General features: G+C 71.4%; 22 protein-coding genes and 1 pseudogene. 10 read left to right on the forward strand and 13 right to left on the reverse strand.

Annotated elements, in window-relative coordinates:
- Positions 1-153: 153 nt before the first annotated feature.
- Positions 154-816 carry a TetR/AcrR family transcriptional regulator gene (locus OG737_RS26420; RefSeq protein WP_328928686.1) on the reverse strand — a complete coding sequence of 221 codons (663 nt, stop codon included), beginning with the start codon at positions 814-816 and terminating at the stop codon, positions 154-156.
- A 133-nt stretch (positions 817-949) separates the two neighbouring features.
- On the opposite strand from OG737_RS26420, the gene OG737_RS26425 reads away from it, so the two are divergent.
- Both OG737_RS26425 and OG737_RS26430 read left to right on the forward strand, forming a co-directional pair.
- Entirely contained in the window at positions 950-1,741 is a 792-nt protein-coding gene (locus OG737_RS26425) for a VOC family protein (RefSeq protein WP_328928687.1), read from the forward strand.
- A gap of 57 nt (positions 1,742-1,798) precedes the next feature.
- A complete protein-coding gene (locus tag OG737_RS26430) occupies positions 1,799-2,044 on the forward strand; it encodes a WhiB family transcriptional regulator (RefSeq protein ID WP_328928688.1) in 246 nt (81 codons plus the stop codon).
- Here OG737_RS26430 and OG737_RS26435 read toward each other — a convergent pair whose 3' ends face one another.
- From OG737_RS26435 to OG737_RS26470, 8 genes are all read right to left on the reverse strand, one after another.
- Positions 2,045-2,620, reverse strand: a complete 576-nt coding sequence (locus tag OG737_RS26435; protein ID WP_328928689.1) for a hypothetical protein — start codon at positions 2,618-2,620, stop codon at positions 2,045-2,047.
- Entirely contained in the window at positions 2,617-3,234 is a 618-nt protein-coding gene (locus tag OG737_RS26440; protein ID WP_328928690.1) for a hypothetical protein, read from the reverse strand. Before OG737_RS26440 ends, OG737_RS26435 begins: the two co-directional genes overlap by 4 nt.
- Entirely contained in the window at positions 3,234-4,367 is a 1,134-nt protein-coding gene (locus OG737_RS26445; protein WP_328928691.1) for a hypothetical protein, read from the reverse strand. The genes OG737_RS26440 and OG737_RS26445 overlap by 1 nt, the downstream gene beginning before the upstream one ends.
- Entirely contained in the window at positions 4,360-4,662 is a 303-nt protein-coding gene (locus OG737_RS26450) for a hypothetical protein (RefSeq protein ID WP_328928692.1), read from the reverse strand. Before OG737_RS26450 ends, OG737_RS26445 begins: the two co-directional genes overlap by 8 nt.
- Before the next feature lie 72 nt (positions 4,663-4,734).
- Positions 4,735-5,706 (reverse strand): acyl-ACP desaturase, encoded by a 972-nt coding sequence (locus OG737_RS26455; RefSeq protein WP_328928693.1) that lies wholly within the window; start codon positions 5,704-5,706, stop codon positions 4,735-4,737.
- A 335-nt stretch (positions 5,707-6,041) separates the two neighbouring features.
- Positions 6,042-7,679 (reverse strand): ABC-F family ATP-binding cassette domain-containing protein, encoded by a 1,638-nt coding sequence (locus tag OG737_RS26460; RefSeq protein WP_405922068.1) that lies wholly within the window; start codon positions 7,677-7,679, stop codon positions 6,042-6,044.
- 189 nt (positions 7,680-7,868) lie between these two features.
- A complete protein-coding gene (locus OG737_RS26465) occupies positions 7,869-8,285 on the reverse strand; it encodes an SsgA family sporulation/cell division regulator (RefSeq protein WP_328928695.1) in 417 nt (138 codons plus the stop codon).
- A 179-nt stretch (positions 8,286-8,464) separates the two neighbouring features.
- On the reverse strand, positions 8,465-8,878 hold the full coding sequence (locus tag OG737_RS26470; protein WP_328928696.1) for a (4Fe-4S)-binding protein: 414 nt from the start codon (positions 8,876-8,878) through the stop codon (positions 8,465-8,467).
- A gap of 95 nt (positions 8,879-8,973) precedes the next feature.
- Between OG737_RS26470 and OG737_RS26475 the strand changes: the two genes are divergently transcribed.
- The gene (locus tag OG737_RS26475; RefSeq protein ID WP_405677584.1) at positions 8,974-10,077 is read left to right on the forward strand and encodes a WD40/YVTN/BNR-like repeat-containing protein; all 1,104 of its coding nucleotides are present in this window, start codon (positions 8,974-8,976) and stop codon (positions 10,075-10,077) included.
- On the opposite strand, the gene OG737_RS26480 is transcribed toward OG737_RS26475, so the two are convergent.
- A complete protein-coding gene (locus OG737_RS26480) occupies positions 10,078-10,566 on the reverse strand; it encodes a GNAT family N-acetyltransferase (RefSeq protein WP_405677582.1) in 489 nt (162 codons plus the stop codon).
- 48 nt (positions 10,567-10,614) lie between these two features.
- Positions 10,615-10,914: a YciI family protein gene (locus OG737_RS26485; protein WP_328928699.1), complete on the reverse strand. Its 300-nt coding sequence runs from the start codon at positions 10,912-10,914 to the stop codon at positions 10,615-10,617.
- 26 nt (positions 10,915-10,940) lie between these two features.
- Between OG737_RS26485 and OG737_RS26490 the strand changes: the two genes are divergently transcribed.
- Positions 10,941-11,621 carry an endonuclease V gene (locus tag OG737_RS26490; protein ID WP_405677580.1) on the forward strand — a complete coding sequence of 227 codons (681 nt, stop codon included), beginning with the start codon at positions 10,941-10,943 and terminating at the stop codon, positions 11,619-11,621.
- Positions 11,622-11,681: 60 nt separating this feature from the next.
- On the opposite strand, the gene OG737_RS26495 is transcribed toward OG737_RS26490, so the two are convergent.
- The gene (locus OG737_RS26495) at positions 11,682-12,899 is read right to left on the reverse strand and encodes a saccharopine dehydrogenase family protein (protein ID WP_405922069.1); all 1,218 of its coding nucleotides are present in this window, start codon (positions 12,897-12,899) and stop codon (positions 11,682-11,684) included.
- A 130-nt stretch (positions 12,900-13,029) separates the two neighbouring features.
- The gene (locus OG737_RS26500) at positions 13,030-14,673 is read right to left on the reverse strand and encodes a hypothetical protein (protein WP_328928702.1); all 1,644 of its coding nucleotides are present in this window, start codon (positions 14,671-14,673) and stop codon (positions 13,030-13,032) included.
- Positions 14,674-14,895: 222 nt separating this feature from the next.
- Between OG737_RS26500 and OG737_RS26505 the strand changes: the two genes are divergently transcribed.
- From OG737_RS26505 to OG737_RS26530, 6 genes and pseudogenes are all read left to right on the forward strand, one after another.
- The gene (locus tag OG737_RS26505) at positions 14,896-15,288 is read left to right on the forward strand and encodes an MmcQ/YjbR family DNA-binding protein (protein ID WP_328928703.1); all 393 of its coding nucleotides are present in this window, start codon (positions 14,896-14,898) and stop codon (positions 15,286-15,288) included.
- A 94-nt stretch (positions 15,289-15,382) separates the two neighbouring features.
- A complete protein-coding gene (locus OG737_RS26510) occupies positions 15,383-16,513 on the forward strand; it encodes a CaiB/BaiF CoA-transferase family protein (protein WP_328928704.1) in 1,131 nt (376 codons plus the stop codon).
- Positions 16,513-17,537: pseudogene (locus OG737_RS26515) on the forward strand (LLM class F420-dependent oxidoreductase). The gene OG737_RS26510 and the pseudogene OG737_RS26515 overlap by 1 nt, the downstream one beginning before the upstream one ends.
- Before the next feature lie 10 nt (positions 17,538-17,547).
- Positions 17,548-18,690 (forward strand): acyl-CoA dehydrogenase family protein, encoded by a 1,143-nt coding sequence (locus tag OG737_RS26520; protein WP_328928706.1) that lies wholly within the window; start codon positions 17,548-17,550, stop codon positions 18,688-18,690.
- Between the two features lie 29 nt (positions 18,691-18,719).
- Positions 18,720-19,934, forward strand: coding sequence for an acetyl-CoA C-acetyltransferase (locus OG737_RS26525; RefSeq protein ID WP_328928707.1), 1,215 nt, complete (start codon positions 18,720-18,722; stop codon positions 19,932-19,934).
- A gap of 50 nt (positions 19,935-19,984) precedes the next feature.
- Positions 19,985-22,156: a 3-hydroxyacyl-CoA dehydrogenase NAD-binding domain-containing protein gene (locus OG737_RS26530; protein ID WP_328928708.1), complete on the forward strand. Its 2,172-nt coding sequence runs from the start codon at positions 19,985-19,987 to the stop codon at positions 22,154-22,156.
- Positions 22,157-22,187 lie beyond the last annotated feature (31 nt).

Consider the following 22,187-nt stretch of genomic DNA (forward strand, 5'->3'; position numbering starts at 1 on the left):
GTCATCAGGGGCGCGATCAGGGATCAAAACAACACGAACGATCGTGCCAATTTCTCTGCACCGCTGGGCGGCGACGGCGACCGTTCGCGGCGACGGTGGGGGCGGCCGGCACGTCCTGGTCGCGGCCTCGGCCGGCGGCGCAGCCCGGCCGGGTCAGGAAGGGGAGTTGAAGACGGGCGGCCGGTCCGGGAGCTCCTCCGGAGCGGCCGCCACCGCCCGGAGCCGGTCGAGGATGCCGCGGCCGGCGCGCTCGTACGCCGCCGGGTCCTCGTGCAGGACGGAGTGCGCGTTGGCCAGCTCCATCAGGGCGATCACCTCGAAGGCGAGCTGGGGAACGTCCGCGGGGTCGAACCCGTCCCGGAGCCCGCCCGCCAGCCGGGCCTCTTCGAGGACCCGCTCGACGTAACGCGTCCAGTCGGAGCGCACCTTGGCGATCTCGTCGCGTACGGGGCCGGGGCGGGCGTCGAACTCCGCGGAGGCTCCGCAGAAGAAGCATCCGCCGGGGAAGACGCGGCGCCCGGAGTAGCCGAGCCACAGCTCGCACACCCGCCACACCTTGGCGAGCCCTGCGGGGTCCTCGCGCACGGGCCGGACGACCTGCTCGACGAACACGTCCACGGCGGCGCGGACGGTCGCGAGCTGAAGGTCCTCCTTGGAGCCGAAGAGAGCGAACACGCCGCTCTTGCTCAGGCCGAGGTCCGCGGCGATCTTCCCCAGGGACAGGCCTTCGAGGCCGTCCACGGAGGCGATGCCCACCGTCCGGTCGAGAACCGTCCGTCGCGTCCGGTTGCCGCGTTCCACGCGTCCGTCTGCCATCTCCCCATCTTATCGAACGGACGGTCGTTCACTCTGTGGAGCGGGCGCCGGGCCGCTGTCAGTGGCGGGTGCCATGCTCGGAAGAGAGAGGACATGGATCGGACAGGACGGGACAGCGGAAGGGGTGCGGACCATGCTCACCACGGACTACAAGGACGGCTCCCCGAACTGGGTGGACCTCGGTACGCCGGACGTCGCCGCCGCAGCGGAGTTCTACGCGGGACTGTTCGGCTGGGACTTCCAGGCTGGTGGCGAGGAGGTCGGTGGATACGGGATGTTCCACCTCGGCGGCAAGACGGTCGCGGGCGGCATGACGGTCCCGGCGGACCAGGGCCCGTGCGCCTGGCAGGTGTACTTCCAGACCTCCGACGCGGACGCGACGGCGGCGGCCGTGGTCAAGGCGGGCGGTTCGGTGACCTTCGAGCCGATGGATGTCCTGGACTTCGGCCGGATGGCGATATTCGCCGATCCGGAGGGAGTGGGCTTCGGGGTGTGGCAGCCCAGGAAGAACAGCGGCCTGGGCGCGGTGACGGAGGTGGGCTCCCTGTGCTGGACGGAGCTGTACACGGGCGACGTGGCCCGGGCGGCCGAGTTCTACCACGGGGTGCTCGGCTGGGAGATCGGCGAGACGTTCGAGGGCGGTTCGTACACGATGGCCAAGCCGGCCGGCACGACGGAGCAGGCCTCCTTCGGCGGTCTGGTCCCGATCTCGTCGGATCCGGTGGAGGACGCCGAACGGCCCTACTGGACGCCGTACTTCGAGGTGGCCGATTGTGATGCGACGGCGGCGAAGGCGGAGGAGTCGGGCGGCAAGGTCCGCCTCACCCCGGAGTTGATGGAGGGGGTCGGCCGTTTCGCCAAGCTGCAGGATCCCTTCGGGGCGCGATTCGCGGTCATAGCCAGCGTGCCGACGGTGGGCGGATGACAGGGTGTTGATCGCCCGTTGATCGGACGTCCATCGGCGGCGGCCAGTATCACCGGCATGTCGATGAACACCACCACCACCACTGCAACTGCTTGGTACGACCTCGCCCTGTGCGCCCAGACGGGCCCGGGCTTCTTCTTCCCCGAGCCCGGCTCTTCGCTGCGCGACGCGAAGCGGCTGTGCGGGGCGTGCGAGGGGCGGGCGGCGTGCCTGGAGTACGCCCTGGCCAATGACGAACGCTTCGGCGTCTGGGGCGGCCTCTCCGAGTCCGAACGCCACGCCCTGCGCTCGCGCCGCAGCTGATCAGGTCCGCGTACCCTTGCCGCTGCGCCGCACCAGCCCCACCCGCAGGGCGAGCTCGAACCCCTCACCGCCGCACTCCTCACGACGCGGCGTGTGGGGTACGACCCGCACGGGGTAGTGCCCCCCGACGGGCGACACGACCCCACCGAAGCGGGGATCCCCGGCGAACCAGATCCGGTCGGGGCGGTTGTTCTCCAGTTCCGCCACGGGGAACGGGATGGTGCGGAAGGTGCCCGTGAGGTCATCCCCGAATGTGATGGCGATGGTGGCGGGGCTTCCTGTTGCCCTCCGCGGGAACCGGCAGGGCAGCTGCCGCCATGGATATGCCTGAAGAATGTCGGCGACGCGGTGTCGCCGAAAGTAGGTGATCACGACCCAGGGCAGGAAGGGTGCCACGAGCACGGTGATCAGTGCGAACCCGGTTGTGGCATGAGGTACATGGCCGACGCAGCCGAGGGCGACCACGGGAGGAACGCCGAGGCTCAGCACCCAGACCGCGCGGCGGACGGCCAAACGCTTGTAGCCGAGAGCGGTCGGAGCGTGGTCCCACGCCACCTTGGTGAGTGCGAGCGTCACAGGAGCACCTCCAGGATGCGCGATGCCCGGGGCGCGGGAGGCGGGCTGGGATCGGGGTCGGTGAAGCTGAGGGTGAGCGCGATCGCTTCGAGGATCTCGGTGTACGCGCCATGGTGCTGGGTTGCCGCGCTGGTGACGTCGAGAACCAGCACGTGCAGGCCTCCTGGGTGGCTCGTGGCGATCCGTGCCTGGAATACGTGCTGCTGCGCGCGCGGCACGTTGATGGTCCCCGCGACGAGATAACACGGAAGCGATGACGGCAGGTCGATGAACCGGCGCGCGGAAGCAGCCCACGCGGCGGAGCGGGCGATACCAAGGGCGGTTCGTGCAGCGGCTACCCGTGGATTGGGCTCGTCAGTGGGACGGATGCTCAGAGAGAAGAGCGACGTGCAGACCCCGACCGGTTCGTCCGGATGCAAGCCGATCGCGGTGTGCACGACGCCGAGCCCGGCCAGTTCGTCGAGGCCGTCCACCAGTTGAGCCAGTTCCTGCCGGGCATCCGGGCTGCCCAGCGCGTGAGCGACGGCGTCCAGGGACGCCCGGTCCTCGGGACCGATGTCGTGGAAGCCTGGGGGCAGCCGAAACCACACCGGCGGCAGGGCGGTCTCGTGCATCACGGCCTCACCACCGTCCAGAATTGGCGTGATTTCGCCACTGTGGAAGGGGCGTCGTCCAGGACGCCCCGCACGCCGTCGGCCGCGGTCGATCCGTGCTCGACCGCATCGCTGTCACTGGCGTAGTCAAGGACTGCTGTTGTCGCACCCGCTCCTGCCACGGCTACGCCCACTCGGTCCCTCACGTGCTGCGGCGACTCTCGCAACGCCCACGCGGTGAGTGGGCTCTCCACCTCACGCAAGGTGTTGGCGGTCGACCACGTCGTGCTCCGGAACGCGGTGGCTCCCTCACCCAGGCTTGAGAGGGCGCTGGCCTCGGGGGCGGCGACCATTGCCGCGCGGGCTGCCGCCGCGCCGGCCTTTGCGCCCGAGGCAACCGCCGCGAGGCCAGGGACGGAGCCTGCCGCGTCGCCCAGGAGGGTCACAGAACTTTTCCAGAAGTCCGCGTCGAACTCGCCCCTCGTGGCCCCGTCCACCAGAGGCTTCCGGAACTTCGGGTCTGCCAGGTGCGTCGTGAGAGCTGCCAATGACAGGCCGCCGGCCACGAGCATCACGGCCAGACCTGCCGGCGGGCAGGCCAAAGCGATGCCGGCTCCCAGAAGGCCCAGGACCGCCGACGCGTTCGACAAGGCGTCGCCCGGGTCGTCGACGATCTTGTGCCAGATCGAGGACAGCAGGCCCGGTTCCTTCGGGGCCAGGCGGTCCGACGCCGTGTCCAGCGTCTGCGCCACCCGGCGGGCCTCCGTCGCGTGCTCGGTGGCGAGCTCGCGGGCCAGGCGGCGGGCATCGGCCAGGGCCTCGGGGGACTTGGCGGAGGCCGCCTGGGCCTCGTACCGGGCCGCCAGGGCACGGTGGGCCACCAGGGTCTCGTGCCAACCCGTGAGCCGCTTCGCGGCCTCGGCGAGGGAGGTGTGGGCGGAGCCCAGGTAGCGCGGGAGGTCCTGCGAGAGGGAGGCGCGGAAGGCGGTGGCGGCCTCGCCCTGCCAGTCCGAGCTGTGCGAGACCAGCGCCTTCACGACGCGCGAGGCCTCGCCGAGGGAGGCCGCCGACGCGGAGAGTTTCCTGGTCAGGGCCAGGACCGCCGCCGGATCCCCCGGGGCCGGGTCGAAGCCGAGGGTGGCGTGGTCAGTCATGCGTGGCCGCCGCCCGGAGGAAGGCCGCGCGGATGGCCTCCTCCAGCTCCGCGAACTCCGAGGCGCTGCGGTCCACGCCGTCCCGTACGGCCTTGACGCGCTTGGTCAGCTCCCGCGCGCCGAAGGCCCATCTCTTCTGGAAGCCGTCACAGGCCGCGTCCAGGTCCGCCGTGCCGAGCTCGTCGGCCCGTACGTGGTCCAGCGCGCGCCGGGCGTCGCGCAGGGAGACCAGCGAGGAATCCAGCGCACGGGTCAGACGGGTCAGCTGGTCGATGTCCACCTGAAGCGAGGTCATGACGCGAAACCCTGGCAGAGCACGGCTCTGCCAGGGCAATCGGCATCACTCGCCCGAGCGAGCGGGAATCGGTCAGGCCTTGCGGGCCGCGAGGCGCGCCGCGCGGGCGGCCAGGCGCTCGTCGAACTTGCGGGCCTCGGAGTCCAGGCCGTTCATGAAGAGGCCGAGCTCCTCCTGGGCCTTGTGGCCCTCCGGGCCCAGGCCGTCGATGTCCATGATCTTCAGGAAGCGGATCACGGGGCTCAGTACGTCGTCGTGGTGGATCCGCAGGTTGTAGACCCCGCCGATCGCCATCTGCGCGGCCATCCGCTCGAAGCCGGGCATGCCGTGTCCGGGCATCCGGAAGTTGACGACGACGTCCCGTACGGCCTGCATGGTCAGGTCCGGGGCGAGCTCGAAGGCCGCGCCCAGCAGGTTGCGGTAGAAGACCATGTGCAGGTTCTCGTCCTGCGCGATGCGGGCCAGCATCCGGTCGCAGACCGGGTCACCGGACTGGTGGCCGGTGTTGCGGTGCGAGATGCGGGTGGCGAGCTCCTGGAAGGCGACGTACGCCACCGAGTGGAGCATGGAGTGGCGGTTGTCGGACTCGAACCCCTCCGACATGTGCTGCATCCGGAACGCTTCCAGCTTGTCCGGGTCCACGGCGCGCGAGGCCAGCAGGTAGTCGCGCATCACGATGCCGTGGCGGCCCTCCTCGGCCGTCCAGCGGTGCACCCAGGTGCCCCAGGCGCCGTTGCGGCCGAAGAGCGAGGCGATCTCGTGGTGGTAGCTGGGGAGGTTGTCCTCGGTCAGCAGGTTCACGACCAGCGCGATCTTGCCGATGTCGGTGACCTTGGACTGCGCCGGGTCCCAGGCCTCGCCGTCCTCGAAGAATCCCGGGAAGTTCCGGCCGTCGCTCCACGGGACGTACTCGTGGGGCATCCAGTCCTTGGTGACCTTCAGATGGCGGTTGAGCTCCTTTTCGACCACCTCTTCCAGCGCGAACAGCAGCTTGGCGTCCGTCCACGCCTCCGAGCTGCCGAGGTGGGGAGAGGTGATCGTCACGGGTACTCCTGGGTGCAAAGCGAATTACCTACGGTTCCGTAGCCTACGGAGTCGTAGGTTAAGCGCGACATTAAGACCCAGCCAAGCCCCACCCCTGCCTATGTCCGGTTACGTCCGGTTATCTATGCAGTTTGGGGCGGGTTCGAGCGTGAATCGACGAGCCAAACTCATGCCGGCAGGTGGTCCGCGGCCCCCGCCTTGACGGCGGATACGGGCTCGCGGAGGGCCTCGATCGAGTCGGTGACGCGCGCGGCGGACACCGCCCGAGGCGCTGCAGCCGAGCTACTCGACAGGCCGGCCGGGCGGCGCCCACGGTGCGGGCACCGCCCGCCCCGTCAGTGCCACAGCGTCTCCCGGACCTCCTCGGCCGTGGTGGGCCGCAGGTCGCCGTCCAGCAGCAGCCACCGGGTGATGCCGATCGACTCCAGGAACGGCACGTCGTGGCTGGCCACCACGAGTGCTCCCTCGTACGACTCCAGCGCGTCCGTCAGCTGCCGCACGCTCGCGAGGTCCAGGTTGTTCGTCGGCTCGTCCAGCATGAGCAGCTGCGGAGCGGGCTCCGCCAGCAGCAGCGCCGCCAGCGCCGCGCGGAAGCGCTCGCCGCCGGACAGGGTGCCGGCCGGCCGGTCCGCCCGGGCGCCCCGGAACAGGAAGTGCGCCAGCCGCGCCCGGATCAGGTTGTTCGTGGCCTGCGGGGCGAACCGCGCCACGTTCTCCACCACCGAACGGCTCTCGTCGAGCACGTCCAGCCGCTGCGGCAGGAACCGCGTGGTCACATGGGTGACCGCCGTGCCGGACTCCGGCGCCAGCAGCCCCGCCACCGTCCGCAACAGCGTGGTCTTGCCCGAACCGTTGCGGCCCACCAGTGCGATCCGCTCCGGGCCGCGCAGCTCCCACTCGCCCCGTACGGCTGCCCCGTGGGGCAGGCGCAGGTTGCTCAGGGTCAGTACGCGCCGGCCCGGCGGGACCTGGGTGGCGGGCAGGTGGATCCGGATCGCGTCGTCGTCGCGCACCGCCTCCACCGCGTGGTCCAGCCGCTCCTTGGCCTGGGCCAGCTTCTCGGTGTGCATGATGCGGTGCTTGCCCGCCGATTCCTGTGCCGCCCGCTTGCGGGCGCCCATCACGATCTTCGGCTCGCGCTTGGTGTCGTTCATCTTCTGGCCGTAGCGCTTGCGCCGCGCCAATTTGAACTGGGCATCGGCGAGTTCGCGCTTCTGTCGCTGTACGTCGGCCTCCGCGACCCGGACCATCCGCTCGGCCGCCTCCTGTTCGGCGGCGAGCAACTCCTCGTAGTCCGTGAAGTTCCCGCCGTACCAGCGGACTTCGCCGTCGTGCAGATCGGCGATCTGGTCGACCCGCTCCAGCAGCTCCCGGTCGTGGCTGACCAGGACCATCACCCCGGTCCAGGACTCGACCCCCGCGTACAGGCGGCCCCGGGCCCGCAGGTCCAGGTTGTTGGTGGGCTCGTCCAGCAGCAAGACGTCGGGGCGCGCGAGCAGCAGGGCGGCCAGCCGCAGCAGTACGGACTCGCCGCCCGAGAGTTCGCCGACGGTCCGGTCCAGGCCGATGCGGACGAGACCGAGCTGGTCGAGCGTGGCCCGCGCCCGCTCCTCGACGTCCCAGTCGTCGCCCACGGCGGCGAAGTTCGCCTCCGTGGCCTCGCCCGCCTCGATGGCGTGCAGGGCGGCCCGGACGTTGCGGATGCCGAGGGCCTCGTCCACGCGCAGCGCGGTGTCGAGGGTGATGTTCTGGGGGAGGTACCCGACACTGCCCGCGACGGACAACTGGCCCTCGGAAGGGGCCAGTTCACCGGCGATGAGCTTCAGCAGGGTGGACTTCCCGCAGCCGTTGAGCCCGATCAGGCCGGTACGGCCGGGGCCGACGGCGAGCTGGAACCCGTCGAAGACGGACGTTCCGTCGGGCCAGTCGAAGGAGAGCGCGGAGCAGGTGACATAGGCAGGGGCGTGACTCATGGAGGCCTCCAGGTTGCGTGAGTGGTGAATGCAACGCGGGGAGACAGTCGACGCCCGGATGGCGTGTCGCTGTCTCGAACCTCAGATGAGCAATGTCCTGCTCCGTTTCGACGGCAATGGGGCGATCACGAAGCTACGGACGGCCGGAGCCGCCCGCAAACGAATTAAGGGACCGGTGGCTCCGGTGGCTCAGCAGGTGTCGCGCATCAGCTCGGCCAGGCTGTGGTCCATGTCGAGGTAGAGGTGCTCCAGGCCCTCCGGAACCACGGCCCGAGAGCGCTCCAGGAACCGGTGCAGCTCCGCCGTCGCCATGAGCACGATCGCCACGCCCTCGGGTGCGTGGAATTCGATCGTGGTCCGCTCGGCGTCGTACGGGCGCACGCGCACGTCGCCGGAGCCCGACGGGCGGTTCAGTCCGGATTCCAGCAGCTCGCGCGCGAAGGTCCAGGAGACCTCGACGCCCTCCAGCGTGGCCGGGGCGGGGAAGGCCATGCGCACGGCGAACGGATCCGATCGATCGTAACAGAGAGTGACGGGAATGGTCTCGACCTTCGGCGCGGTGGCGACCAGACGGGCCTGTACGGCCTGCTCGATGACAGTGATCAAGGCTCACTCCCTTGCGGCGGATCTGCTGCCGGGCTGTGGGGTGAAACCCGGCAACCCGATAGACGCCGGAATCGGCAAATCCGTGCATGGGAGGTGACGTGAGCTGTGTCACCGATTGGCCGGAACATGCCTGTGTGATCGCACAGAGTGACCATCAGGGAGGCGTGATGACGGGAAGATCAGTCGGAATGACAGGTTCCGGAGAGGTCGCAGAAGGGCTGGTTACCGCTCACTCCACAGGCGCAAAGCATGGCCCGGGTCTCTTTGCGGACGGTGCCGTCCGGACTCGTCACGCTCAGGTCGCCGCGCAGCACGAGCCGGCCGGCCCGGTCGCGTGCGACGGTGGTCGGCCGGTCCGGCTCCTCGGCCGGGCCGTCCGTGAGCCGGTACTGGAGCGCCCCCGAGGGGCAGCGCCGGATCACCTCGGCGACCCGCTCGGGATCGGCGCCGTCCGGCTGGACCCAGGGGCGACTGCCCGAGTCGAACACCTCGGGCAGTCCTCGTACGCACTCGGCGGCGTGCAGGCAGCGGCCGGTCTCGTAGGTGACGGTGACGAGCTTGCCGTCGTAGGCCTTGGGCTCTTTTGAGGGCATGGGCCCAATCTAGGAAGGCGGGGCCCGCGACGCACCCTGGACGACGAAACGGGGGTGCGTTAGCTTCCGGCGCCATGAGACTTCTGGGAGTTGGCATGTGCGCGGCGGTTTTGGCGGTGGGGCTGCTGGCGGCGCCCGCTCAGGCATCCGCCGGGGCGTCGGCCGGGTCGTCCGCTCGGGCATCCGCGGGAGCGGAGCCGGCCGAGGCGGAACTGCGCGGTGCGCGATGGGCGTTGAAGGGCACCGGGAAGGACGTCCGCTTCCGGGGACTGTCGGCCGTCAGCCGGACCACGGCCTGGGTGGCCGGCTCCAAGGGAACCGTCCTGCGCACGGTCGACGGAGGCCGCACCTGGGGCGACGTCTCGCCGCCGGGCGCGGCCGCGGAAGGGCTGGAGCTGCGCGACATCGAGGCCTTCGACGCGCGCCGCGCGGTCGCCCTGTCGATCGGTGAGGGCGAGGCCTCCAGGGTGCTGCGCACCGAGGACGGCGGCGCCACCTGGACCGAGGCCTTCCGCAACCCCGACCCGCGCGCGTTCTACGACTGCCTCACCTTCTTCGACTCCCAGCACGGGCTGGCGATGAGCGACCCGGTGGACGGGCGCTTCCGCATCCTGTCGACCGACGACGGCGGGCGGAGCTGGCGGGTGCTGCCGGGCGAGGGCATGCCGGCGGCGCTGCCGGGCGAGGCGGGCTTCGCGGCGAGCGGCCAGTGCCTGGTCAGCGCGGGCCCGCGCGACGTCTGGCTGGCCACGGGCGGCGGGGCGACCGCGCGGGTGCTGCACTCCGCGGACCGCGGCCTGACCTGGCGGGCCACCGAGTCCACCGTCCCCGCGGGCGACCCGGCGCGGGGCGTCTTCGCCCTCGCCTTCCGGGACCGTACGAGGGGCCTCGCGGTCGGCGGCGACTACCGCGCCGGGCAGGCCTCCCCGCAGGCCGCGGCCGTCTCCTCCGACGGGGGCCGCAGCTGGCGCCAGGCGGCGGCCCCGCCGCCGGCCTACCGCTCCGGCGCGGCCTGGTACCCGTACAGCGGCGGCACCGCGCTGGCGGTGGGTCCGACGGGCACGGACGTGACGGCGGACGGCGGCCGCAACTGGCGGCCGCTGGACGCCGGGTCGTTCGACACGGTCGACTGCGCCGCGGACACCGGCTGCTGGGCGTCGGGGGAGAAGGGGCGGGTGGCCCGGCTGGAGCGCCGCTGATCAGCCGGTCGCGGTGAACCGGTCCATGCCCGGGTAGCGGCCGGGGGCGAAGCCCGCCGCCCGGTAGACCGGTTCGCCGTCCTCGCTGGCGTGCAGCTGGACGTAGCCGATGCCGATGCCCTCCAGCCAGCCGACCAGTCCGTCGACGATCGCCCGCCCGTGGCCGCGCCCCCGGGCGGGCCCGTCGGTGACGATGCCGTCGAGGTAACCGCGCCGGCCGTCGGTCCACCGGGGGCTCGGCAGGTGGTGCGTCACCCAGGCCATCCCGGTGGCCAGCAGCGGCTCACCGGGTGCGCCGCCGACTACCAGGCAGCGCATGCCGGGGCGTTCGCCGACCCGCTCGGCGAACCAGTCGTACGCGGTCTGCCGCCAGGCGGCGTCGGCCGGCCCCGGGTCCACCCCCAGGGAGGCGAGCGCGACGGCGCGCAGCCGGATCAGCTCGGGTATGTCGCCGGGGGCCGCGAGCCGGGGGCTGACGGGGGCGGTCATCTCTGTCTCCTTTGTCGGACGGTGGGCGACGGCTCCGGGGCCGGGGCCTCACGCCACCGGGTTCTCGCGCACCGTCGCGAGGTCCGCCGACGTCTTCGTCGCGATGAACTCCGTGATGCGGTAGGAGCAGACGCCCGCCACCGTGAAGGGGTCCTCGGAAGCGATCTTCTCGATCTCCGCCCGGGAGACCCCGCCGGCCAGGATCACACCGCCGTCGCGCGGCACCTTGCGGCCCGACGCGAGGAAGACGCCCGCGGCGTAGTGGCCGTCCAGCCAGGCGATGTGGGCGTCCATCTCGTCTTCGACGGCTTCGATGGGCGCGATGTAGCTGAGCTCCATGACGAACATGATCGCCAGGCTACTCTCGCTCCATCATGACGAGTGCGAAGACCCCCGCCGACGAGGCCGAGGCCCGGGCGATACAGGACGAACTACGCCATCAGGTCGTGCTCACCGAGCCCGGCCCGCCGCCCGGGCGCGGGCTGGTCGCGGGAGTGGACGTCGCCTACGACGACGAACGCGACCTCGTCGCCGCCGCGGCCGTGGTGCTCGACGCCGCCACCCTGGAGGTCGTCGAGGAGGCCACCGCCGTCGGGCACGTCAGCTTCCCCTACGTGCCCGGGCTGCTCGCCTTCCGCGAGCTGCCGACGGTCCTGGCCGCCCTGGACTCCCTGACCGCCGCGCCCGGCCTCGTCGTCTGCGACGGCTACGGGCTCGCCCACCCCCGCGGCTTCGGCCTCGCCTGCCACCTCGGCGTGGTCACCGGGCTCCCGGCCATCGGGGTCGCCAAGAACCCGTTCACCTTCACCTACGAGGAACCGGGCGCCCGGCGCGGCGACTTCGCCCCGCTGGTCGCCGCCGACGGCGCCGAGGTCGGCCGGGCGCTGCGGACCCAGGACGGGATCAAGCCGGTCTACGTGTCCGTCGGGCACCGCGTCTCGCTGGACAACGCCTGCGCCCACGCCCTCGCCCTCAGCCCGCGCTTCCGGATCCCCGAGACCACCCGGCACGCCGACTCCCTGTGCCGCCGCGCCCTGCGCGAGGCGACGGGGTGACGGGGGCGACGGGGGGACAGGGGGACAGGACGACGGGCTGACGGGTGGCCCCGGGATGCGTCAGCGGGCGTCCGCCACCCGGAAGGTGATCCCGGACTTCTGCAGGCGGGTGATCAGCGCGTCGCCCATCGCCACGGCCGTCGTCAGCTGTCCGGCGGCCTTCGGCAGGGCGTCGTAGGCCAGGCAGAGCGCCGACTCCGCCAGCATCTTCGCCGTCTCGCCGTACCCCGGGTCGCCGCCCGACACCTCGGTGAGCACCCGCCGGCCGCCGCCCTCGCCCACGAACCGCACCGTGAACCAGCTGCGCGCCCGCCGCTCCGCGTCGGGCCCCTGACCCGGTTCCCAGCGGTTCATCAGCCACCGCCGGACGGGCGGGACCTGGGCCAGGGCCACCGTCGCGCCCAGCGCCGCCGTCCCGCCCACCGCGACCGGGAGGTGCTTGACCGACGCGTAGTGCCGGTAGCGGAAGTCCGGGCCGTACCGCTCCAGGGCGGCGGCCGACCGGGCCACGATCGCCGGGTCCAGCGTGGGCAGCGGCAGCGCCCAAGTACCGGTCTCCCGGCTGAACCGCGGCGGCCCCACCGGTCCCCGTGCCCGCCGCCCCAGCAGCCGGGGCTCGTGCAGCCGGCGGGCGTGCGCGGCCGCCAAGGTCTGCGGCCCGCGGCTGAGGGCGGTCAGCGCGGAGGCCAGGGTCCCGCCCGAGAACAGCGCGTTGGACCGCATGAACCCGTCGACCGTCAGGGGGACGCCCTCGGGCAGCCGGCCGACCGTGAAGTACGCCCCGAGGTCGGCCGGGATCGAGTCGAAGCCGCAGGCGTGCACGAGCCGCGCCCCGGTCTCCCGGGCCCGCGCGTCGTGTTCGACGTACATCCGGTCCACGAACTCGGGTTCCCCGGTGAGGTCCAGGTAGTCCGTGCCCGCCTCCGCGCAGGCGGCGACCAGTTCCGCGCCGTACCAGACGTACGGGCCCACGGTGGTGGCCAGTACCCGTGTGGACGCGGCCAGTTCGCGTACCGCTCCGGTGTCGGCCGCGTCCGCCCGCAGCAGCGGGAGCCCCGCACAGGCCGGATCGATCACGGCGAGCCGGTCGCGCAGCCGCTCCAGCTTCGCGAGGTCCCGGCCCGCGAGGGCCCACCGGCAGTCGGCGGGGGCGTGCGCAGCGAGGTACTCGGCGGTCAGCGCCCCCACGAACCCGGTCGCGCCGAAGAGCACGACGTCGTAGGCCCGTTCCGGATTCTCCGCGGCCTGCGGACGGTCCTGCCGAACCCGTGCGTTCATGAAACCGCTCCTCCCAGCTGATGTCGGTGGCCGAGGCTAGCGTGACGCGCATGCGGCAGCGGACGGCGCCCCGGGAGCAGGCCCGAAAGGGGCCGGTCCCGGGGCGCCGTGTCGGACACCCGCGGTCGGGTCAGTTCTTGGCGTAGAAGCCGAAGGTGTCGACGACCAGGTCGGTGGACTGGTAGCCCATGTTCCAGAAGTCGATGACGTTGTTGGTGCCGGAGCTCCCCTGGACCAGGTTGGGGACGGTCTTGCCCGGGGTCCAGTTGAGGTTGGAGGAGTTCGGCGGGGTCGGCCAGGTCTCCCAGCCGCCCTCGTAGGCGCTCCAGGAGTTCGGGTCCGGGGAGACGGTGAGGAAGCCGGTGCCCGCCGTGTTGGTGACGGTGGCGTTGAGGACGAGAGCGGTGACGTTCGGGTCGCCGCCACCGACGCGGCCGTAGATGTAGCCGCGGCCCTCCAGCGGACCGCTCCACTCGCGGGTGTCGAACCAGCGGTTGGGGAAGGAGCGGATGAGCGCGCTCTGGCTGTCGGGGCTGTAGTAGCCGACGACATCGACCACCACGTGGGTCCCGGCCCAGGCACCGTTGCGGATGCTGATCTTGCCGTCCGGACCGATCGGGACGATCACCGAGTTGGCGATGGTCTGGCCCGCCGTGAAGTTCAGGTTCGACGCGGTCGGGGCCTGGCTGCCGGAGGGGTAGACGTTCAGGTGCCCGTCCGACTTCGGCTCGGTGACGGTCACGTTGAGCGCGACGGCCTTCGCGGTCGACGGGACGCCGGCGCGCCCGGTGATCTGGGTGCTGAAGCTGCCGTAGCCCGCGACCTGGCCCTGGCCCGTGCCGAGGCCCTCGCGGGTGTCGACGACGCGGCTCGGGTCGACCGAGGTGTAGCCGCTGGCCGCGGTCTTGGAGAAGTAGCCCGTGACGTCGGCGATGAGGTCGATGGCACCGTCGCCGTGGTTGTAGATGTCCACGTAGCCGTTCTCGCCGACCGACGCGAGCACCAGGTTCGGGACGGTCTGCCCCGGGGCGTAGTTGACGTTCGAGGTGGTCGGCAGGTCGCCGCCCTCCGCGTACACGCGGACGTGTCCGGCCTTGGTGGGGTTGGTGACGGTGACGTTGAGGGCCACCGCGGTCACCCCGGCCGGGATCTGCGCGGCGCCGGCGACCTTGACGCGGGCGGTGCCGTAGGCGGGCACCTTGGTCGAGGCCCCGCCGGTGCGGGTGTCGAGCAGACGGGTCGGGGCGTGCGGGGTGAACTCGTTGCCCGCGGTGCGGACGACGATCTCGTTGGTGCCCCGGAGGGTGGTGCCTTCGATGAGGCTGACCTTGACGGTGTAGACACCGGCATGGGCGTAGGTGTGGTCCAGCGACTGGGCGGTCGGGTAGGCCGGCGTCGACGACGTCTGGCCGTCGCCCCACTCGATGACCGAACTGATCGAGGCGTTCGGGTCGGTGGTGAACGTCATGTCCAGCTTGATCGCGTGTGCGCTGGTGGCCCCGGCCTTGAGGTCGACCGTCGGGTCGACGGTGGCCGTGCCCTCGGTCTGCGGAGCGGCCTGCTTGCCGCCCTTGGCGGCCGGGTGGACCGTCTTGGACGCCGGGCTGGAGAAGGTCTCGGCGCTGAACGCCTTGGCCTTGGCCGCGTTCAGGTCGAGGTCGGGAACGGCGACCCCCTGGCTGCCCGTCCCCTTGGCCCCGCCCGGGCCCGTCGCGTTGGCGACGCCCGGGACGAGACCGACGCCGGCCGCGACGATGGCGGCAGCGGAAAGCATGAGTCGGCGATTGCGCACCGGCCCCCCCATTTTCTGTTAACGCTTGAACAGGTTCGAAAGCTCGCTCAGAGTACACAGACCCCGGGCAGATGATCAGTGGATATTCGTGGCTGAAAACGGCAGTTCCCCGACGCGTGCGGCTCCCCGCCCGCCTGGTGTGGTTTTGCCCCGAATGCCTCACCGGGCTCCGCTAGCGTGGGAGGCGATCGACTGGAGGCGCCGATGAAGTCCGCAGTGCGCACGTGGGAGGCGGTACGGGAGTTCGCCCGCGGGCTGCCGGAGGCCGCGGAGGACCACCCGTGGGGTCCGGAGGACTGCGTGGTGAAGGTCAACAAGAAGATCTTCGTCTTCCTGGGGAACGCCGACGGACCGCAGCCGCCCGGCCTGGCCGTCAAGCTCACCGACGAGGCGCTGCACGGGCACGCGATGGCCGCGCCCGGCGCGGAGCCCACCGGATACGGCCTGGGCCGGTCCGGCTGGGTCTCCGTTCCGCTGGGGGAGAAGGGGGCGCCCTCCGTGCAGGTGCTGTGCGAATGGGTGGAGGAGAGCTATCGCACCGTGGCCCTCAAGCGGCACGTCAAGGAGCTGGACGCCCGGATCCAGGCAAATGGCTAAGCGCTTGCTCTTGTGCTGAGTGGAACACGTTCCTAGCATCGCTGGTGTTACATCAGTTGTGTCACACCGTGCGGCTAAGGATGCTGGGGGCTCGATGGCAGTGACAGGTAACGGCCCGCTCGCGGGGCTGCGCGTCGTCGAGCTGGCGGGCATCGGTCCCGGCCCGTTCGCCGCCATGCTCCTGGCCGACCTGGGGGCGGACGTCGTACGGGTGGACCGGCCCGGCGGGGGCGGGCTCGCGGTCGATCCGGCCTACGACATCACGAACCGCAACAAGCGTTCCGTCCTGCTCGACCTCAAGTCGGCCGACGGCCCGGCCCGGGTCCTGGACCTCGTCGAGCGGGCCGACGTCCTCATCGAGGGCTTCCGCCCCGGCGTCGCCGAGCGGCTCGGCGTCGGCCCGGCCGACTGCCACGCCCGCAACCCGAAGCTGGTCTACGGCCGGATGACCGGCTGGGGCCAGGAGGGCCCCCTCGCCCACACCGCCGGGCACGACATCGCGTACATCGCCGTCACCGGGGCGCTGGGCATGATCGGCAACCCGGGCGAGCCCCCGGCGGTACCCGCCAACCTGGTCGGCGACTACGCGGGCGGCTCGCTCTACCTCGTGATCGGCGTCCTCGCCGCGCTCCAGCACGCCCGTACCCCCGGCGGCGCGGGCCAGGTCGTCGACGCGGCCATCGTCGACGGGACCGCCCACCTCACCGCCATGATCCACGGGATGATGGCGGCAGGCGGCTGGCAGGACCGGCGCGGGGCCAACCTCCTCGACGGCGGCTGCCCCTTCTACGGCACCTACGAGACCTCCGACGGCCAGTACATGGCGGTCGGCGCCCTGGAGCAGCAGTTCTACGACACCTTCACCGAGCTCCTCGGCATCAAGGAGCAGGCCCCGGCCCGTAAGGACCTCGCCCGCTGGGGCGAACTGCGCGAGGCCGTGGCCGCACGGTTCAAGTCCCGTACGCGCGAGGAGTGGACGGAGGTCTTCGCGGGTACCGACGCCTGCGTGGCGCCCGTGCTCTCGCTGCGCGAGGCCCCGCACCACCCGCACCTCGCGGCCCGCTCCACCTTCACCGACTTCGGCGGGATCACCCAGCCCGCCCCCGCGCCGCGCTTCTCGGCGACCCCGGCCGCCGTCACCGGCGGCCCCGCCCAGCCCGGGGCGGACACCGAATCCGTGGCCCGCGACTGGGACGTACCGGGCCTGACCGGGAAGGGTGCCTGATGGAACTGTCGATGATGCTCGACTACGCGGGCGATCCGCGCCGGGCCGCCGACGAGGCGGCGGCGCTGGAGTCGGCCGGCCTCGATGCCGTGTGGGTCGCCGAGGCGTGGGGCTTCGACTCCCGACGATCATGGGCTACCTCGCCGCCCGCACCGAGCGGATGAAGATCGGCTCGGCGATCCTCAACGTCTACTCGCGCACCCCCGGCCTCATCGCCCAGACGGCCGCGGGCCTCGACGCGGTCTCCGGCGGCCGGGCGCTGCTCGGCCTCGGGGCCTCCGGTCCGCAGGTCGTGGAGGGCTGGCACGGCAAGCCGTACGACAAGCCGCTCGGCCGGACCCGCGAGACGGTCGAGCTGTGCCGCCGCATCTGGCGCCGCGAGACGATCGACCACCACGGCATCACCGACATGCCGCTGCCTCCCGAGAAGGGCGGCCGGCACGGCAAACCGCTCAAGATCCTCACCCGGCCGGTGCGTGACGCCGTCCCCGTCTACATCGCCTCGCTCGGCCCGGCCAACGTCCGCCTGACCGCCGAGATCGCCGACGGCTGGCTGCCGACCCTCTTCATCCCGGAGAAGGCCCGAGCGGTCTGGGGCGCGCCCCTCGCGGAGGGTGCGGCCGAGCGGGCGCCGGAACTCGGCCCGCTGCGGACCGTGGCGGGAGGCCTGCTCGCGATCGGCGAGGACGCGGCCGCCGTACGGGACCTGGCGCGCCCGCAGATCGCCCTGTACGTCGGCGGCATGGGCGCCGTCGGCAAGAACTTCTACAACGACCTCGCCGTGGCCTACGGCTACGAGCGGGAAGCGAAGAAGATCCAGGAGCTGTACCTCTCGGGGCGCAAGCGCGACGCCGCGGCCGCCGTCCCGGACGAGTTCTGCGAGCTGATGACGCTGTGCGGGCCCGAGGGCTACGTACGCGAGCGTGTCGAGGCCTTCCGCGAGGCGGGCGTCACGATGCTCAACGTCACGCCCGTCGGTCCCGAGCCGGCCCGGCTGATCGAAACCGTCAAGAACTGGCTTTAAGGAGCCCCTGATGCAACGCCGGATCTTCGACGCCGACCACGAGGCGTTCCGCGAGACCGTCCGCACCTTCCTCACCAAGGAGGTGCTGCCGTACTACGAACAGTGGGAGAAGGACGGCATCGTCAGCCGCGAGGCCTGGCGGGCCGCCGGCCGGCAGGGGCTGCTGGGCCTGGCCGTCCCGGAGGAGTACGGGGGCGGCGGGAACACCGACTTCCGCTACGCGGCCGTGATCGCCGAGGAGTTCACCAGGGCCGGCGCCCCCGGGCTCGCGATCGGCCTGCACAACGACATCATCGGGCCCTACCTGACCTCGCTGGCCACCGAGGAGCAGAAGCGCCGCTGGCTGCCGGGATTCTGTTCCGGGGAGACCATCACCGCCATCGCGATGACCGAGCCGGGCGCGGGCTCCGACCTCCAGGGGATCCGCACCAGCGCCGAGGACCGCGGCGACCACTGGGTGCTCAACGGCTCCAAGACCTTCATCTCCAACGGCATCCTCGCCGACCTGGTCATCGTGGTCGCCAAGACCACCCCCGAGGGCGGTGCGCACGGCCTGTCGCTGCTGGTCGTCGAGCGCGGCGCGGACGGTTTCGAGCGCGGCCGCAACCTCGACAAGATCGGCCAGAAGGCGCAGGACACCGCCGAGCTGTTCTTCCACGACGTCCGCGTTCCCAAGGAGAACCTGCTCGGCGAGCTGAACGGCGCCTTCGTCCACCTGATGACCAATCTCGCGCAGGAGCGGATGGGCATCGCGATGGCCGGCATCGCGGCCGCCGAGTACCTGCTGGAGATCACCACCCAGTACGTCAAGGAGCGCGAGGCCTTCGGCCGGCCGCTGTCCAAGCTCCAGCACATCCGGTTCGAGATAGCGGAGATGGCCACCGAGTGCGCGGTCACCCGTACGTTCCTCGACCGCTGCATCACCGACCACGCGAACGGCGAGCTGGACCACGTACACGCCTCGATGGCCAAGTGGTGGGCCACCGAGCTGCAGAAGCGCGTCGCCGACCGCTGCCTGCAACTCCACGGCGGATACGGATACATGACCGAATACCGGGTCGCGCGGGCCTTCACCGACGGCCGCATCCAGACCATCTACGGCGGCACGACCGAGATCATGAAAGAGATCATCGGCCGCTCCCTCCTCGGCTAACGCTCAGACCTCCCCGAAAGGCTTGACCAGTGAGCACCGAAGCTTACGTATACGACGCGATCCGCACCCCGCGCGGCCGAGGCAAGGCCAACGGCGCCCTGCACGGCACCAAGCCGATCGACCTGGTGGTCGGCCTCATCCACGCCCTGCGTGAGCGCAACCCGGGGCTGGACCCGGCCACCATCGACGACATCGTGCTCGGCGTCGTCGGCCCGGTCGGCGACCAGGGCTCCGACATCGCCCGGATCGCGGCCATCGCGGCCGGCCTCCCGGACACCGTCGCCGGTGTGCAGGAGAACCGCTTCTGCGCCTCCGGCCTGGAAGCCGTCAACATGGCCGCCGCCAAGGTCCGCTCCGGCTGGGAGGACCTGGTCCTCGCCGGCGGTGTGGAGTCCATGTCCCGCGTCCCGATGGCCTCCGACGGCGGCGCATGGTTCAACGACCCGATGACCAACTGGGACGTCAACTTCGTCCCGCAGGGCATCGGCGCCGACCTGATCGCCACCATCGAGGGCTTCTCCCGGCGCGACGTCGACGAGTACGCCGCCCTCTCCCAGGAGCGCGCCGCCGCCGCCATCAAGGACGGCCGCTTCGCCAAGTCCGTCGTCCCGGTCACCGACCGCAACGGCCTGATCGTCCTGGACCACGACGAGTTCGTCCGTCCCGGCACCACCGCCGACACCCTCGCCAAGCTCAAGCCGTCCTTCGCGGACATCGGCGAGCTCGGCGGCTTCGACGCCGTCGCGCTGCAGAAGTACCACTGGGTCGAGAAGATCGACCACGTCCACCACGCCGGCAACTCCTCCGGCATCGTCGACGGCGCCTCCCTCGTCGCGATCGGCTCCCGCGAGGCGGGTGAGCGCAACGGGCTGACCCCGCGGGCGCGGATCGTCTCGGCGGCGGTCTCCGGCTCCGAGCCCACCATCATGCTCACCGGCCCCGCCCCCGCCACCCGCAAGGCGCTGGCCAAGGCCGGCCTGACCATCGACGACATCGACCTGATCGAGATCAACGAGGCCTTCGCGGGCGTCGTCCTGCGCTTCGTCAAGGACATGGGCGTCTCCCTCGACAAGGTCAACGTCAACGGCGGCGCCATCGCGCTCGGCCACCCGCTCGGCGCCACCGGCGCGATGATCCTCGGCACGATCGTCGACGAGCTGGAGCGCCAGGACAAGCGCTACGGGCTCGTCACCCTCTGCGTCGGCGGCGGCATGGGCGTCGCCACCGTCGTCGAGCGACTCTGAACCGTCCTGTATCCCCGCCCCCCGGACCTTCCGAAACGAAAGCAGTGACCATGAGCGAGTCCACCACGATCCGCTGGGAACAGGACGAGACCGGCGTCGTCACCCTGATCCTCGACGACCCGGGCCAGTCCGCCAACACGATGAACCAGGCCTTCAAGGACTCCATCGCGGCGATCGCCGACCGCGCCGAGGCCGAGAAGGACTCCATCCGCGGCATCATCTACACCTCCGCCAAGAAGACCTTCTTCGCGGGCGGCGACCTCAAGGACATGATCCGCCTGCGCCCCGAGCACGCGCAGCTGGCCTTCGACACCGGTACCGAGATCAAGCGCTCGCTGCGCCGCATCGAGACCCTCGGCAAGCCCGTCGTCGCCGCCATCAACGGCGCGGCGCTGGGCGGCGGTTACGAGATCTGCCTGGCCTCCCACCACCGCGTCGCCCTCGACGCCCCCGGCTCCAAGATCGGCCTGCCCGAGGTCACCCTCGGCCTGCTCCCGGCCGGAGGCGGCGTCACCCGTACCGTGCGCCTCATGGGCATCGCCGACGCGCTGCTCAAGGTCCTGCTCCAGGGCACCCAGTACAACCCCCAGCGCGCCCTGGACAACGGCCTGGTCCACGAACTGGCCGCCACCCCCGAGGAGATGCTCGCCAAGGCCCGCGCCTTCATCGACGCGAACCCCGAGTCGAAGCAGCCCTGGGACGTACCCGGCTACCGGATCCCCGGCGGCACGCCGTCGAACCCGAAGTTCGCCGCCAACCTCCCCGCGTTCCCGGCCAGCCTGAAGAAGCAGCTGAACGGGGCCCCGTACCCGGCGCCGCGCAACATCCTGGCCTGTGCCGTCGAAGGCTCCCAGGTGGACTTCGAGACCGCTCTGACCATCGAGGCCCGCTACTTCACCGAGCTGGTCACCGGGCAGACCGCCAAGAACATGATCCAGGCGTTCTTCTTCGACCTCCAGGCCGTCAACGCCGGCCGCAGCCGTCCGCAGGGCGTCGAACCCCGCAAGGTCCGCAAGGTCGCCGTCCTCGGCGCGGGCATGATGGGCGCGGGCATCGCCTACTCCTGCGCCCGCGCGGGCATCGAGGTGGTGCTCAAGGACGTCAGCGCCGAGGCCGCGGCCAAGGGCAAGGCGTACTCCGAGAAGCTGCTGGACAAGGCGCTCTCGCGCGGCCGTACGACCGAGGCCCAGCGTGCCGAGCTGCTCGCCCGGATCACCCCGACCTCCGAGGCCGCCGACCTGGCGGGCTGCGACGCCGTCATCGAGGCCGTCTTCGAGGACACGGCCCTCAAGCACAAGGTGTTCCAGGAGATCCAGGACGTCATCGCTCCCGACGCCCTGCTCTGCTCCAACACCTCCACGCTGCCGATCTCCGGGCTCGCGGAGGGCGTGAAGCGGCCCGCCGACTTCATCGGACTGCACTTCTTCTCGCCCGTCGACAAGATGCCGCTGGTCGAGATCATCAAGGGCGCGCAGACCGGCGACGAGGCGATCGCCCGCGCCTTCGACCTGGTCCGCCAGATCAACAAGACCCCGATCGTGGTCAACGACTCGCGCGGCTTCTTCACCTCGCGCGTCATCGGCCAGTTCATCAACGAGGGCGTGGCCATGGTCGGCGAGGGCATCGAGCCCGCCTCGATCGAGCAGGCCGCGGCCCAGGCCGGGTACCCGGCCAAGGTGCTCTCCCTGATGGACGAGCTCACCCTCACCCTGCCGCGCAAGATCCGCAACGAGACCCGCAAGGCCTTCGAGGCCGAGGGCCGGGCGTGGGCCGAGCACCCCGCCGACCGCGTCATCGACCGGATGGTCGACGAGTTCGGCCGCCCCGGCCGCAGCGGCGGGGCCGGCTTCTACGAGTACGACGAGGCGGGCAAGCGCACCCGCATCTGGCCGGGCCTGCGCGAGCACTTCGCCAAGCCGGACGCGGAGATCCCCTTCGAGGACATGAAGGAGCGGATGCTCTTCTCCGAGGCCCTGGACACCGTCCGCTGCCTCGACGAGGGCGTCCTCACCTCCATCGCCGACGCCAACATCGGCTCCATCATGGGCATCGGCTTCCCGGCCTGGACCGGCGGCGTGATCCAGTACATCAACGGCTACGAGGGCGGCCTGCCCGGCTTCGTCGCCCGGGCCCGCGAGCTCGCCACCGCCTACGGCGAGCGCTTCACCCCGCCGGCGTCGCTGCTGGCGAAGGCCGAGCGCGGCGAGACGTACAGCGACTAGCGCGGTCACCGGGAAGGCCGGCCGGGTCGCT

Origin of the sequence: Streptomyces sp. NBC_00122 (genome assembly GCF_045160845.1) — a bacterium.
GTDB lineage: Bacteria > Actinomycetota > Actinomycetes > Streptomycetales > Streptomycetaceae > Streptomyces.

Excerpts from the sequence above, each read along its gene's own strand:
- OG737_RS26485 (WP_328928699.1), bottom strand. The coding sequence starts at position 10,914 with ATGTTCGTCATGGAGCTCAGCTACATCGCGCCCATCGAAGCCGTCGAA.
- OG737_RS26470 (WP_328928696.1), bottom strand. The coding sequence starts at position 8,878 with ATGCCCTCAAAAGAGCCCAAGGCCTACGACGGCAAGCTCGTCACCGTC.
- OG737_RS26495 (WP_405922069.1), bottom strand. The coding sequence starts at position 12,899 with ATGAACGCACGGGTTCGGCAGGACCGTCCGCAGGCCGCGGAGAATCCG.
- OG737_RS26480 (WP_405677582.1), bottom strand. The coding sequence starts at position 10,566 with ATGACCGCCCCCGTCAGCCCCCGGCTCGCGGCCCCCGGCGACATACCC.
- OG737_RS26430 (WP_328928688.1), top strand. The coding sequence starts at position 1,799 with ATGTCGATGAACACCACCACCACCACTGCAACTGCTTGGTACGACCTC.
- OG737_RS26445 (WP_328928691.1), bottom strand. The coding sequence starts at position 4,367 with ATGACTGACCACGCCACCCTCGGCTTCGACCCGGCCCCGGGGGATCCG.
- OG737_RS26490 (WP_405677580.1), top strand. The coding sequence starts at position 10,941 with ATGACGAGTGCGAAGACCCCCGCCGACGAGGCCGAGGCCCGGGCGATA.
- OG737_RS26460 (WP_405922068.1), bottom strand. The coding sequence starts at position 7,679 with ATGAGTCACGCCCCTGCCTATGTCACCTGCTCCGCGCTCTCCTTCGAC.
- OG737_RS26520 (WP_328928706.1), top strand. The coding sequence starts at position 17,548 with ATGCAACGCCGGATCTTCGACGCCGACCACGAGGCGTTCCGCGAGACC.
- OG737_RS26505 (WP_328928703.1), top strand. The coding sequence starts at position 14,896 with ATGAAGTCCGCAGTGCGCACGTGGGAGGCGGTACGGGAGTTCGCCCGC.
- OG737_RS26510 (WP_328928704.1), top strand. The coding sequence starts at position 15,383 with ATGGCAGTGACAGGTAACGGCCCGCTCGCGGGGCTGCGCGTCGTCGAG.
- OG737_RS26425 (WP_328928687.1), top strand. The coding sequence starts at position 950 with ATGCTCACCACGGACTACAAGGACGGCTCCCCGAACTGGGTGGACCTC.
- OG737_RS26530 (WP_328928708.1), top strand. The coding sequence starts at position 19,985 with ATGAGCGAGTCCACCACGATCCGCTGGGAACAGGACGAGACCGGCGTC.
- OG737_RS26500 (WP_328928702.1), bottom strand. The coding sequence starts at position 14,673 with ATGCTTTCCGCTGCCGCCATCGTCGCGGCCGGCGTCGGTCTCGTCCCG.
- OG737_RS26420 (WP_328928686.1), bottom strand. The coding sequence starts at position 816 with ATGGCAGACGGACGCGTGGAACGCGGCAACCGGACGCGACGGACGGTT.
- OG737_RS26475 (WP_405677584.1), top strand. The coding sequence starts at position 8,974 with ATGTGCGCGGCGGTTTTGGCGGTGGGGCTGCTGGCGGCGCCCGCTCAG.
- OG737_RS26440 (WP_328928690.1), bottom strand. The coding sequence starts at position 3,234 with ATGCACGAGACCGCCCTGCCGCCGGTGTGGTTTCGGCTGCCCCCAGGC.
- OG737_RS26450 (WP_328928692.1), bottom strand. The coding sequence starts at position 4,662 with ATGACCTCGCTTCAGGTGGACATCGACCAGCTGACCCGTCTGACCCGT.